Genomic DNA, 13521 nt, shown 5'->3' on the forward strand with positions numbered 1-13521 from the left:
GAAGACCAGACACAGAAGCCGTAGTTCCTACCGAAGCATTAGCGGCATTTACCCAATTATAGGTAACTGTTCCAATGAAATTGGTTACCGCGCCAGCAGTTACACTTCCGGTACTTTTTCCAAAACATATAACATCCGTTTTAGAAGAAGCAGCAAGGGCTAAAGCTGCGGTAGGTTGCGTAATAACTACTCCGGTAATGTTGGCAGAACAACCATTGGCATCCACTACTTTTATGTTATAGGTTCCGGCCGTTAAACTCTGTAAAGTATTTGGAGCTGTTCCTCCATTAATATAATAAGTAAACGGCGCAGTTCCGTTGGTAACATTTATTTGAATCTTACCATCGTTTCCACCAAAACAGGTTACATTGGTTTTTGGTCCTAGTGCAACGGTGTAAAATGGAGGTAAAGTAATATTAGAGGTTACAAAATCCCTATTTGCATACCACCATGTATTTATAGTATTTAAATTTCCGTACTGAGGACTATTATTGTTATTACTATTAAAATTATTCCAGGTATGACAATTACCGGGAGGAGTGTTGTTTGGAGTGCAGCCGGTAAGGTTTATTTTACTGCTAAAAACACCTCCAGTATAAGTAATGTTGCTATCATCCCAGTAAAGTTTTAGAACATATCCTGATGGAGCAGCTGGTCTTACAGTTGTACATGAAAATCCATATTGGTTTTCTTCTATATCATACATCGGAAAATGAAAAGCAGCCTGTCCAAACGAAACCACTATAGGTATCGAAGTTCCTTGGGCTATAGTATTTCCCAGTCCGTCTTTTCCATTCCAGGGAACACTAACAGCAAAGGGTGGAGCTCCGGAACCTGTTACACTTTTAGTAGTTAGCACATCTTTTGTACCTGGAGTATAAATTCCGTCACCATTATTAAAATCAAGAAGTATATCAATTGTTCCGCTTTTAAAAACGCTAATATTAATATTGCTTTCGCCGATACCACAATTGGTAATTCCGTTTATTTGTATGTTTCCGTTATAAGTTCCGTTTTTCCAAACATTAATATCCGGATCAGAAAGAAAGACCTCATATTTCGGACTCATCTTAGTTGCATTTGCTGCATTCCAGACACTTTTTTGGTCATTAGCCGTATTTCCGCTGCTTCCTGCTCCTGTATTATTAAACGCAACATTAAAGTACCAAGGTCTAAAACCCGCACCGTTAAAATTAATTTTATTTACGAAACCAGTTTGTGTACTAGCTCCCGTTGTAGAACCATTATCTGGAGCAAAAACAAAGAAAGCGCCATTAAAGTCAGTGGCAACATCATCCATTGCAAGGGCCCAACGTTTAGAATAAAGACGTCCTGAAATAGAATTTTTACTAGAATTATTAGCAACTGTAATGTCATAATAATTATAATAAAGTTCTGTATAACTAGAGTTGTTGGTTTCAAATTCAATATAATAATCACCAGCAGGCATACCCGTTGGATCAAATACAATAGGAACATAACCAGTTGTAGTAATACCATTAATTCCATTTGGTCCATTTTGAGCTCGTGAAAGTTTTTGTGCTTCCGTACCGGTTATATTAGATGAAGAAGTGGTTAAATTATAACTTCCAAATACAACATTTCCGTTAGGATCTAAAATTCTAAATTTAGAATCAACCTCTGAATTGCTATTATCCGGAGCAGATCTTCTGGCTTTACTAAAGCCCAGATATACTTTTTCACTATTTGGGTTTTGAATCCTAATGTATAAACGTTGTTCATTAGTAGAACCGTATCTGGCAAAATTACCATACTCATTGTTGTTGATGCAAAGAGAAGCACGATGATTAACATCCGGAGTGGTTTGTTTTGTACCTTCTCCGCCATAAACATTCATGAACAAAGAACTTAATATAAAACTTAGAAGGATTTTTATTCTGATTTTAAAAGTAAAGTTTTCCATATTAAAAATTTAATATTGATATGATGGTTATGCTAAGAGAAAAAACGAACTGCAACTACATTTTGTAGTAAGAAAACATAAGCGGCTCTGGTATTCATTGCGTTTTTTAAATCCAAGAAAGATTTATTAAAACCAACTCCCTTTGTTTTTTTCGGAGGAATGTAGGTATAGAGAATCACCTGACTTTTACTTTCCGGGCAAGAGCCCGAAGTTGCAACAACCTTAGTGCCGTTCCACTGGTCGAGCATGTTAGTGTCAATTAAGTTTAGTTTCACATAAAATTCTACAGACTCTCCCGCAGCAAGTGTAATTGTTTTACTAAATGCCGAATTGTTTTTATTCTGCAGTTTATTGCGCAGTAAAACATTATTTTGCGAAGAACTTCCGTCCGGGTTTTCGGCAAAGCCAGAAAAGTTGTCTGCAGATAATTGATAAGTGTCTGTAGTAGTTCCGGTATTTTTGATTTGAAGTAAAAATGAAGTTTCAAAACCATTATACTTTTGCTCCTTATCTCCTTCAATAGTTATTTCTGAATTGCATGAACCAGATTGGGCAAACGAAAGAGTTGTAATTAAACAGACCAGTAAATTAAAGATGTTTTTCTGAAAGATGTTTTTTTTGAAAGAAAAAATAAACTTACAATTGTTAACAAATTTCGCTGCTTTTTCAAGAGTAGTTTTAGTTATCATATGCTTAGGTTTTTTGTTTTTGGTATTTATCAATTTTTAACAGAATCAAAGTTATAGAGAGGTATTAATTTTGATTTTTTTTGTCCGTAACTAACCTAAAAACTCGTTGAAGTGTATTTTTTTTGTTAAATATTGGTCTAAAAAGCATTTTTTTTGTCATTTCTAACAAATAAAAAAGTAGTCTTTTTTTGGTTTTTTGATTAAAAACGTAAATTTTGAAAACTTATAAATGATTAATAATCAGGTATTTAGTTAATTTTTTGTAAATATGATTTAATCGACCAACTGTTTGGTTTAATAGATGAAGAGCACTTTTTTGTAAAATTGATGTAATCGAATTGTTATGTTCTCCCATCTTGTAAGAAACTTTAATTCTTGTTAAAATTTGAATTTAATGTTAACAGAAATAAAAAAAGTAAGAGGTTTAATTTTTCTTTTGTAAATTAGAAGTTCAATAAAATTATTAACCTCCTAAGAGGTTTCTAAACCTTCCGCTTATGAAAAATTTAATTTTAATACGCCATGCAAAATCAAGCTGGGAAGCTCCTTTAAAAGATTTCGACAGACCTTTAATGAAAAAAGGAATCCTGGATGCTCATGAAGTTTCGGCAAATATTTCAAATTTTCTTCCTAAAACCTATATAATATGGAGTAGTACTGCGGCGCGGGCTTCAGAAACTGCACTGATTTTTGCTCAAAATATTTCGTATCCTATTGAAAGTATCGTTTATAAAGACGATCTTTATACTTTTGATGAAACACAGCTCGAAAAGGTTATCAAATCATGTGATAATAGTTTCGAAAGCGTTATTCTTTTTGGACATAACGAGGCTATTACAAATTTTGTTAATAAATTTGGGGATGTTTTTATCGAAAATGTACCTACTTCGGGCTTTGTATCCTTGCAGTTTGATGCAGAAAGTTGGAACTCAATTAATAAAGGTAAAACTCATAAAACAATTTTCCCCAAAGATTTAAAATAATAATAAAGTGTACGAACAGAAATATATCGATAGAGAAAAAAGTTGGTTAGCGTTTAATGCGAGAGTGCTTCAGGAAGCCGCAGACAATACGGTTCCGCTTTTAGACAGGCTGCGTTTTGTTGGAATTTTTTCGAACAATTTAGATGAATTTTTCAGGGTTCGTTATGCCGCCATTCGTAGATTAAGCCTTTCCGGAATTTCTGGAGAAAAATACTTAGGTGGAGTTTCTGCCCATCAGTTAATTAAAGATATTACCGAAATTGTAATTCAGCAACAATCTGAAAGTTTACGCATTTTAGGTAATATTGAAACAGAACTGGAAGCAGAAAACATTTTAATTATAAATGAAGATGAAATAACACCCGATCAGGCATGCTTTTTAAAAGATTTTTTTGACCAAAGACTGAGTCCGGAATTAGTGACCATTATTTTAAATGATCTAGCAGAATTCCCAATTCTTAAAGATACGTTGGGGTATCTGGCTGTTCGTTTAGAAATGAATACAAACGATGAGGTTCGTTACGCAGTTATCGAAATCCCGAAAACTATCAACAGATTTGTTGTATTGCCATCTCACGATGATAAACATTATGTTATCCTTATCGATGATGTTATTCGTTATAACCTGAAAAACATCTTTAATATTTTCGATTATAAAAGTGTTTCGGCGCATATGATCAAAATTACACGTGATGCCCAGTTGGATATCGATAGTGATTTGAGTAAAAGTATGCTCGAAAAAATTGCAACATCTGTAAAAGACAGAAGAATAGGAGAACCAGTTCGTTTTATTTATGATAATTTAATCGAAGAAGATACGCTGCGTTTCTTTTTAGATAAAATGAAAATTGTAGAAACAGATAGTATTATTCCTGGCGGAAGATATCACAATCGTAGAGATTATATGAGTTTTCCTAACCTGGGAAGATACGATTTACTTTATAAACCCAACGAACCATTACCAATTCCGGGATTAAGTCTGGGAGGAAGTATGCTGGAAAAAATAAGTAAAAAAGATTATTTGTTACATGCTCCATATCAGTCATTTTCGTATTTAACCAAGTTTTTGCGTGAAGCAGCTTTAGACCCAAAAGTTACCAGTATAAAAATTACGTTGTATCGTTTGGCTAAGAATTCGCAAATTATTAGTTCATTGATCAATGCAGCAAAGAATGGTAAAAAAGTAACTGTACAAATAGAACTTCAGGCGCGTTTTGATGAAGCAACCAATATCTCGTATGCAGAACAAATGCAAACCGAAGGGATTAATTTAATCTTTGGAATAAAAGGTCTAAAAGTACACAGTAAAATTTGTGTTATCGAAAGAGTTGAAGATGATAAAATACGTCGTTACGGATTTATATCTACAGGAAATTTCAACGAGTCAACGGCTAAAATCTATACCGATGTTACGCTTTTTACCTGTCATCAGGGAATTTTGAAAGACATTTCGAAAATATTCGAATTTTTCGATATCAATTATAGAGTACACAGATACAAGCATTTAATTGTATCACCACATTATACAAGAACGAAGTTTATTAAGCTGATAGATCGTGAAATTCTTCATGCTTTGGCCGGTAGAAAAACACATATTAAATTAAAAATGAATAGTTTATCTGATTTTAAAATGATCGATAAATTATACGAAGCCAGTAATGCCGGAGTAAAAATCCAGCTTCAGGTAAGAGGTATTTGCTCCCTAATTCCAGGAATTCCGGGAATGAGCGAAAACATCGAAGCCATAAGTATTGTCGATAATTACCTGGAACATTCAAGAGTTTACATTTTTGGAAACGCTGGTCTGACCGAAGTTTATATTTCATCAGCAGATTTTATGACCCGTAATCTTGACGGAAGAGTCGAAGTGACCTGTCCGATTTATGATCTTGAAATAAAGAAAGAATTAATAGATAATTTTAATATTGCATGGAAAGGGAATGTTAAAGTGAGATATCATTCCTATAAACTAGATAATAAATACAAGCCTCGAAATCATCATGCCCCTTTTAGAGCGCAACTTGAAACCTATAAATACTACCAGAACAAAGTTTCAGTATTAGAGCAAGTTCCTCAAAAAATAAATTAATAATAAAAGAATAATTTCAAATCATAAGTGAGCATGATTAATATAAAAAAATATGCAGCAATAGATATTGGTTCAAATGCCATGAGGCTTCTAATATCGAATGTTGTAGAACAAGATGGCAAAGAACCACAATTTAATAAAAGTTCGCTTGTTCGTGTGCCAATTCGTTTGGGGCAAGATGCCTTTACCGTAGGAGAGATTTCAGAAGAAAATATAGATCGAATGGTGGATGCCATGAAAGCATTCCATCTTTTGATGAAAGTACATAAAGTAGAGCGTTACATGGCATTTGCGACTTCGGCAATGCGGGAAGCGTATAATGCCAAAGAAGTTGTTGCTTTAATTAAAAAGAAAGCCGACATAAAAATTGAAATTATTGATGGTAAAAAAGAAGCTGCCATTATTGCATCAACTGATTTGCTTCATTTATTAAAAAATGATGAAACGTATCTTTTTGTAGATGTGGGTGGTGGAAGCACCGAATTTACTTTGTTTTCTGACGGTAAATTAATCAATTCAAGATCTTTTAAAGCTGGAACCGTTCGTTTACTGAATAATATGGTGCACGATGTGGTTTGGGATGAAATCGAAAAATGGATCAAAACTAATACGGCAGATTATGATGAGGTGACTTTAATTGGTTCTGGAGGAAACATCAATAAGCTGTTTAAAATGTCTGGAAAACAACAGGAAAAACCGCTTTCATATATTTACATCAATTCGCAATATGCATTTTTAAATTCATTGACTTACGAACAAAGAATCGCAGAATTAGGATTGAATTCAGATCGTGCCGACGTAATTATTCATGCCACCAGAATTTACCTGAATGCTATGAAATGGAGTGGAGCACGCCAAATTTACGTTCCAAAAATAGGACTTTCAGACGGAATAGTAAAAGCAATGTATTACGGTAAGATTTAGTATTAGATCTTTAGGTAAAAAAATATTTTTGCCACGAATTCCACAAATTTACACGAATTATATTTTTCAATATGAATAAAAAATTAGTGTAAATTTGTGGAATTCGTGGCAACTTTTTTCAGCATATTTCAGGCTGTAAACATAACTCAAAAACATATAAATAAATGAATAAAACAAGACTCGAAGCGTTTAGTGATGGCGTATTAGCTATTATTATCACTATTATGATTTTAGAAATTAAAGTTCCTCAAGGACATGAATTTGCCGATTTAAAAAGACTTATTCCTAAATTCCTAAGTTATATTTTAAGTTTTATTTATGTTGGAATTTATTGGAACAATCACCATTATTTAATTCATGGAATGACCAAAATAAACGGGAAAATCCTTTGGGCAAATTTGCATTTACTATTTTGGTTGTCTTTAATTCCCGTTGCAACAGGCTGGATGGGAGAACATAATTTTGCAAAAGCTTCTATGACTTTGTATGGAGTCGTATTGTTTTTATCGGCAATTGCGTATTTTATTTTACAGCGAATTATAATTGTTAACGAAGGCGAAAATTCAGTACTGGCAAAAGCGATTGGAAAAGATTTAAAAGGGTACACATCAGCTGTTTTATATGTGGTAGGAATAGTCTTTTCGTTTTATAACGAATGGGTTTCAGGTGCTGCGTATTTCGCTGTGGCGATGTTATGGCTTATCCCTGATAAAAGGATTGAAAAAGTCTTTGCTTCTAAAAATTAATCTATTCAGAATTTATAATGAAATCAGTTTTTCAATCTATTCAGGTCTTACCTCAAAATGAATTAGAGCTGCTCGATGATTTAATTACTTATAGAAAACTCAAAAAAGGAGAACTTTTATTGCAAGAAAATCAGGTTAGTAATGAAATCGTTTTTATTAATAAAGGGATTTTACGTTCGTATTTTTTCAATCATCAGGGCGATGAAATCACGAATTGTTTCGCTTTCGAAAATGAATTTATGGCTTCATTCTCGAGTTTTATAACGCAAAATGTAGCCGAAGAAAATATTCAGGCAATAGCCGATACAGAGTTGCAAGTCATAAGCCGTGAAAGTTTAGAAAAGCTTTATGCCTTAGGTATTCATTGGCAGGAAATAGGACGTAAGTTAACTGAAATGGAATATGTAACACTTCAAAAACGAATGATTTCGTTTCAGAAATTATCCGGAACCCAACGTTATGAAGAACTTTATAAAAACCATAAAAAATACCTTCAGCTCATTCCATTGCAATATTTAGCATCCTATTTAGGCGTTACACCAAGACATTTAAGCCGTATTCGAAAGGCAATTTTATAGGACATTTGTCTGGTTATCGAGAGATATCTCATCATTATTTTTGCTGAAAACAATATATAATGATGAGAAAAAATATTTTAGTAATTGGCGGAACCGGCTTAGTAGGTAAAGTTATATTACGAATTCTTGAAGCAAGAAATCCTGACTTTAACCTGTTTGTGGGAAGTCGTCAGTCAGGAAAAACGAACAAAGATTTAATTGTTGATGTTACCAATCCAAAAACCTTTGAATGTATTCTACAGAATAAAATCGACCTGATTGTATTGTGTACAAAAGATAGCAAAAATGAAATTTTGCAGTTTGCCATACAAAACAAATTAGATTATATTGATATTACAAAACCAACACCAGATCTTACTATTGCGTATGATTTAGCCAGGGCAAATAACCAGAAAATAAATAGCCGAATTGTTTTTAGTTCGGGCTGGATGGGCGGTATCGTAGGTAGTCTGGTTGATTTTATAGAGCCGGGCAAACATAAAATTAAGGAAACCAATATTTTTATCTATTATTCTGTAAAAGATTTGGCAGGAAAAAGTTCGGCCAATTTTTTAGCCGAAAACGTATGTAAACCCTTTGTTGTTTATAAAAATAACCAACCGCAACATGTAAAGCATTTTTTAAATTCCGAAAAATTTAATTTCTCGTTTGGAATTGGCAAACGTCAGGTTTATAATCTTGATGTTCCGGATTTGTTTATTTTAAATCAGATAGAAAAAATACCAACTGTTTCGGTTAAGATGACCTACAATTCTAAGTTTGTAACCAGTTTAATGGGATATTTTCAATCGCTTAAGATTTTTAATATCATGTTTTTAAAAGAAAGACAACTGCTTTTTGGTTCAAGCGGAAATGGTGATCAAACCATTTTTGAAGTAATCATAAAAACGAAGGATAAAACAAAAAGAATTAGCTTGCAAAGCATTAAAGGCCAAGCTGAATTAACGGCTTTTTCGACAGTTTTGCATATCGAAAAAATGTTAAGTGACACTTTATCGGGCGGAATTTACTTTAGTCATCAAATACATTCGTCGAAAGAAGTTTATGAGGCTTTAAATACTTACAGTACCATTAATCTTAAAACAAACCAATAGAGCATGAAAAAAATACTGATCATAAACGGACATCCAAATCCGTCAAGCTTTAATTTTGGAATAGCCGAATCTTATCTAAAAGGTGCAATCGCTTCGGGTGCAGAAGTCGAAACCATAACAATTGCTTCATTAAATTTTAATCCAAACCTGCAATTTGGTTATCAAAAACGAACTGAATTAGAACCGGATTTGCTGGATTCGTGGGAGAAAATCAAAAAGGCAGACCATTTGGTTTGGATTCATCCGGTTTGGTGGGGAGGTTTACCGGCAATTACAAAAGGATTTATTGATCGTTTGTTTTTACCCGGAATGGCATATCAATATCGCGAAAACTCAGTTTGGTGGGATAAATTACTAACAGAAAAAACAGCACATATTGTCACCACATTAGATCAGCCAGGCTGGTATTACAGATTATTTTATGGAAGACCAAGTGTGAATCAATTAAAAAAATCTACTTTAGAATTCTGCGGTGTAAAACCGGTAAAAGTAACTTACATCGGAATCATAAAAACAGCTACTGATTTTCAAAGAGAAAAATGGCTGCAAAAAATCTACGATTTCGGATTGAAGAATAAATAAATAAGTTTGCCACGAATTACGCCAGTTGACACTAATTTTTCATTTAAAAAATGTTCAAATTTAATTCTTGCAGATTCGTGCAATTCGTGGCAAAAAATAATATCAATAAGGCAGCACTTTTTCACCCTTTACTTCTTCAAGTAATTCGGCCATAGCCAAATAAAAAGCACTTGCACAACAAATAATACCAATTGCTCCTGCAAAAGTAGCTATTGATTCAATTTGGGTCTATTTTTCGAAAGCAAGCAGAAAAAATAAAACAGTCAATGAAAGAAAAATAAATTGCTGTACTTTGCTTCCTCCCCAGGTTCCATACCAGATAAAAGCAGTAAATATTCCCCAAAGAGCGAGATACCATCCTAAAAAAGATTCATGAGTAGATCCTGCAACTGTAATATCACTACTTGGCAGCATCCAGATAGCTACCAAAGTGATCCAGAAAAATCCATAAGAAGTAAATGCCGTAGCAGCAAACACATTCCCTCTTTTAAAAGCAATAATTCCGGCAATTACCTGAGCAATTCCTCCGTAAAAATCCCCATTGATATAATTACAGCACTAACAGGGAAAAATCCCATATTGTGGATGTTTAGTAAAATTGTGGTCATTCCAAAGCCTAGAAGACCCAGCGGTGCAGAGTTTGCTAATTGTTTTTCCAATTTTTAAGATTTTACTAAAATTATTAATCTGTTAAAAATACAGAAAAAATACTACAAAATAATTAGATCAAAAAAATATCTAGAAATAGTGATGAAGAGATTTTGAGAATTAAGAAGTTAAATCTAATCCGAATGTAGATCTTAAAAGTTCAAGATTTGGGTTAATTTCTACTAAACGATTGTAGCGATCCTGGTCGTTTAAACTTCTCTTGATTTCAATAGTTTCATTTACATTCACTTCAATCGTAATATCATGATTGTGTAAATGTCCTTTTAAATGTCCTAAAAGACCATGAATCTGACCTTCAAAATCTAATTTAGAACCTTCGTTGGGTAATTCAAAAGTAATAACTGTTCCGTTTAGTTTAGGATCGTTAATTAACAGTAACGATTGCATGATTTTATGCCCTTTGTCACCCAGACGTTGCGCGTATTTATTCCATTGCACTAACATTTCAGTCTCGGTAAATTCTTCCGTAGGCATTACAGAAGTAGGTTTTACGTAGGACATACTGGCTGCTTCCAGCTCTTTTTTCTTGCGAATACTCGATAGAGAAAAAGCAGAAATTTTAGGTTCGTTGCTAACTTCAGGTTTTGGAGTTTCAACTTTAGGAGTTTCAACAGTATTATTTACAGCAACATTGTCATTTTGATTGACATTGCTATTTTGATTCGCATTGTTTTCTTCTCCAGTATTTGCAATTTGGGTTTTTGCAGTTGGAATTTCAGTAATAGAATATCCACTATTTCTGTAATAAGTAGGAGGAATTATGAATTGCTCAACTTTTTTTTTTCTCCATCAAAGCTGATAGAGGCCAATTGCATTAAACATAATTCAACCAAAAGGCGTTGGTTCTGACTCAATTTATATTTTAAATCGCAGTCATTTGCAATATCAATTCCTTTTAGTAAAAAATCCTGCGAACATTTTTGAGCCTGCACACCATACATTTGTTGTGCTTGCTCTCCCACCTCAAGTAAAGCGATTGTAGCAGGAGTTTTGCTTACTAGTAAATCTCTGAAATGCGAAGCAAGACCGGCAATAAAATGATGTCCGTCAAAACCTTTTGCAAGAATATCATTATAAGCTAATAAAAGATCCGGAATCTTATTTTCTAAAAGTAAATCGGTAATGCTAATGTAAGTTTCGTAATCTAAAACGTTAAGGTTTTCGGTTACAGCCTGACGTGTTAAGTTGGTTCCGCAGTACGAAACTACACGGTCAAAAATAGATAAAGCGTCACGCATGGCTCCATCTGCTTTTTGAGCGATAATGTGCAAAGCATCGTCTTCAAAATTGATTCCCTGACTTTTCGCAACTTCAGCCAAATGTTCTTTAGCATCTTTTACCGTAATTCTTTTGAAATCGAATATCTGACAACGAGATAAAATCGTTGGAATAATCTTGTGTTTTTCTGTTGTTGCTAAAATAAAAATAGCATGTTTTGGCGGCTCTTCTAATGTTTTAAGGAATGCATTAAAAGCTGCCGAAGACAACATATGAACCTCGTCAATAATATAAACTTTATATTGACCGGTTTGTGGCGGGATACGAACCTGATCGATTAGGCTACGAATATCATCAACAGAGTTGTTGGAAGCCGCATCCAACTCAAAAACGTTAAAAGCGAAATCTTCGTTAGGATCATCATATCCGGGCTGATTTATTTTTCGAGCCAAAATACGAGCGCAAGTAGTTTTACCAACTCCACGTGGTCCTGTAAATAAAAGGGCCGAAGCAAGGTGATTGCTGTCTATGGCATTCAACAAAGTGTTGGTAATAGCTTTTTGCCCCACAACATCCTTAAAGGTCTGTGGGCGATACTTACGAGCCGATACTACAAATTGTTCCATATTCTTTTTATTCGATAGCAAATATAGGCTGAAATTTACCAAATCACAAATCTGAAAATCATAAATATTTAAGGGAATTTTGATTGTTTTGAATGTGAGTCAATAAGGGATTTGAATTTTTATTTTTTAATATAATAGTGATGAAATAGAACGCTGATAAAACGGATTCGCTAAAGCGAAAATGTGGATTTTTACGGATTTTTTCTTAACATTTGTCTTCCTGAGCGAAGTCGAAGGATCGCAATCATTATCGACAATCAACCTAATAGCCTTGATAAAAAAAGAATTTAATTTTGTAATAAAAAATGTATTATTTTTAATGCGATGCTATTTTACTTTTTCTAAAACTAATCTTTAAAACTAATTAAAATGAACCTGTCAAAATTTTATTTCGTTCTACTTTTCGCTTTTATTTCGAGTTCTATTAATGCTCAAAAGCAAGATGAAAAAGCGGTTGCCATTATCAATAAGGAACTTGAAGCAATGGGGGGAAAGAATTTATAAAAAGTATTAATACACTTTACACAAATTCGGTTACTCAAATGGAGGGACGTACTGCAAATTGGGTGGTCAAAGAAATCAAACCCAATATTGGCAGTTTTGAAATAGTGTATGGACAAAGGGTCGTTTTTAAATCGTGGTACGATGGAAAATTAGGTTATAATTTAAGCAATGGCGAAAAAACGCTGGCAGATCAGGAGAATTTTAAAGACAAATTATTCAAGAAAAATATATTCAACGAATTAGATTACCTGGATTCTACTTTGTACAAATCAACGGTCGTTTACGGAGATTTTAAAACATATGGTAAACTTACTTACTTTACAACGATGAGATTTGGAGTTGATCCCGATTCTCAAATTGCAAAAATTGAAGAACTTTTTTATAACGAAAAAATAAGCGAAAACGATTTTAAATAAAATACCAATGAAAAAACATTTCTTACTATTTACAATTGCATTTTGTTTTGTCCAACTTCAAGCCCAAACAGCGCAAGATACACTTGATATCAAACGTGTTGCTTTGGCTTATATAGAGGCACAACATACGCCGAATCCGAAATTGATGGAAAGTGCTTTGCATCCTCGCTTGGTAAAAAGATCGGTTTTTAGAAGCAAGGCCGCTCAAAAAGATTATATATCAGAATACTTTACAGAGAATATGGTGATTCTTGCAGAAACTTATAATGCAAAAGGTGATAAGTTCCCGAAAAATCCAAGAAAGGAAATTAAGCTTTTGGATATTTCGGCAAGAACAGCATCTGTAAAACTATTAGCCGATGCTTGGATAGATTATATGCACATTGTAAAAACCAATGGAGAATGGAAAATTATAAATGTGCTCTGGCAGTATAATGATGTGACGCAACATGAGTAGTTTTTAATGTGTAAATTGCCTT

14 protein-coding genes and 1 pseudogene are annotated in these 13521 nt (G+C 33.5%); 10 read left to right on the forward strand and 5 right to left on the reverse strand.

Annotated elements, in window-relative coordinates; genetic code table 11:
* On the reverse strand, nucleotides 1–1924 hold a 1924-nt coding region (locus GIY83_RS03290), incomplete at its 3' end, for a SprB repeat-containing protein (protein WP_208684709.1).
* A gap of 32 nt (nucleotides 1925–1956) precedes the next feature.
* On the reverse strand, nucleotides 1957–2613 hold the full coding sequence (locus tag GIY83_RS03295) for an Fn3-like domain-containing protein (protein ID WP_194619818.1): 657 nt from the start codon (nucleotides 2611–2613) through the stop codon (nucleotides 1957–1959).
* 497 nt (nucleotides 2614–3110) lie between these two features.
* Here GIY83_RS03295 and GIY83_RS03300 point away from each other — a divergent pair, with 497 nt between their 5' ends.
* The 7 genes from GIY83_RS03300 to GIY83_RS03330 all read left to right on the forward strand — a co-directional run bounded on the left by GIY83_RS03300 (nucleotide 3111) and on the right by GIY83_RS03330 (nucleotide 9609).
* Nucleotides 3111–3596, forward strand: coding sequence for a histidine phosphatase family protein (locus GIY83_RS03300; protein ID WP_194619816.1), 486 nt, complete (start codon nucleotides 3111–3113; stop codon nucleotides 3594–3596).
* Nucleotides 3597–3603: 7 nt separating this feature from the next.
* Nucleotides 3604–5685 carry a polyphosphate kinase 1 gene (gene ppk1, locus GIY83_RS03305; RefSeq protein ID WP_194619814.1) on the forward strand — a complete coding sequence of 694 codons (2082 nt, stop codon included), beginning with the start codon at nucleotides 3604–3606 and terminating at the stop codon, nucleotides 5683–5685.
* A gap of 33 nt (nucleotides 5686–5718) precedes the next feature.
* Nucleotides 5719–6609: a Ppx/GppA phosphatase family protein gene (locus GIY83_RS03310; protein ID WP_194619812.1), complete on the forward strand. Its 891-nt coding sequence runs from the start codon at nucleotides 5719–5721 to the stop codon at nucleotides 6607–6609.
* Between the two features lie 164 nt (nucleotides 6610–6773).
* Nucleotides 6774–7355 carry a TMEM175 family protein gene (locus GIY83_RS03315; RefSeq protein ID WP_194619810.1) on the forward strand — a complete coding sequence of 194 codons (582 nt, stop codon included), beginning with the start codon at nucleotides 6774–6776 and terminating at the stop codon, nucleotides 7353–7355.
* Nucleotides 7356–7372: 17 nt separating this feature from the next.
* Nucleotides 7373–7933, forward strand: coding sequence for a Crp/Fnr family transcriptional regulator (locus GIY83_RS03320; RefSeq protein WP_194619809.1), 561 nt, complete (start codon nucleotides 7373–7375; stop codon nucleotides 7931–7933).
* Nucleotides 7934–7992: 59 nt separating this feature from the next.
* Nucleotides 7993–9027 (forward strand): saccharopine dehydrogenase, encoded by a 1035-nt coding sequence (locus GIY83_RS03325; protein ID WP_228520605.1) that lies wholly within the window; start codon nucleotides 7993–7995, stop codon nucleotides 9025–9027.
* Between the two features lie 3 nt (nucleotides 9028–9030).
* Nucleotides 9031–9609: an NAD(P)H-dependent oxidoreductase gene (locus tag GIY83_RS03330; protein WP_194619807.1), complete on the forward strand. Its 579-nt coding sequence runs from the start codon at nucleotides 9031–9033 to the stop codon at nucleotides 9607–9609.
* A gap of 228 nt (nucleotides 9610–9837) precedes the next feature.
* Here the strand turns inward: GIY83_RS03330 and GIY83_RS24840 are convergent.
* From GIY83_RS24840 to dnaX, 3 genes and pseudogenes are all read right to left on the reverse strand, one after another.
* A pseudogene (locus GIY83_RS24840) lies at nucleotides 9838–10217 on the reverse strand (acetate uptake transporter).
* A gap of 160 nt (nucleotides 10218–10377) precedes the next feature.
* Complete coding sequence (locus tag GIY83_RS03340; protein ID WP_065449429.1) at nucleotides 10378–10779, reverse strand: hypothetical protein; 402 nt, start codon at nucleotides 10777–10779, stop codon at nucleotides 10378–10380.
* A gap of 257 nt (nucleotides 10780–11036) precedes the next feature.
* Complete coding sequence (gene dnaX, locus GIY83_RS03345; RefSeq protein WP_194619805.1) at nucleotides 11037–12122, reverse strand: DNA polymerase III subunit gamma/tau; 1086 nt, start codon at nucleotides 12120–12122, stop codon at nucleotides 11037–11039.
* Between the two features lie 369 nt (nucleotides 12123–12491).
* Here dnaX and GIY83_RS25070 point away from each other — a divergent pair, with 369 nt between their 5' ends.
* From GIY83_RS25070 to GIY83_RS03355, 3 genes are read left to right on the forward strand one after another with little or no spacing between them, the layout of a single operon-like run.
* Complete coding sequence (locus tag GIY83_RS25070; RefSeq protein ID WP_255474360.1) at nucleotides 12492–12626, forward strand: hypothetical protein; 135 nt, start codon at nucleotides 12492–12494, stop codon at nucleotides 12624–12626.
* 38 nt (nucleotides 12627–12664) lie between these two features.
* The gene (locus tag GIY83_RS03350) at nucleotides 12665–13042 is read left to right on the forward strand and encodes a hypothetical protein (RefSeq protein WP_194619803.1); all 378 of its coding nucleotides are present in this window, start codon (nucleotides 12665–12667) and stop codon (nucleotides 13040–13042) included.
* Nucleotides 13043–13049: 7 nt separating this feature from the next.
* On the forward strand, nucleotides 13050–13499 hold the full coding sequence (locus GIY83_RS03355) for a nuclear transport factor 2 family protein (RefSeq protein ID WP_194619801.1): 450 nt from the start codon (nucleotides 13050–13052) through the stop codon (nucleotides 13497–13499).
* Nucleotides 13500–13521: the final 22 nt, after the last annotated feature.

Source organism: Flavobacterium sp. SLB02 (genome assembly GCF_009664855.1).
In the GTDB taxonomy this organism is placed as follows: Bacteria; Bacteroidota; Bacteroidia; order Flavobacteriales; family Flavobacteriaceae; genus Flavobacterium.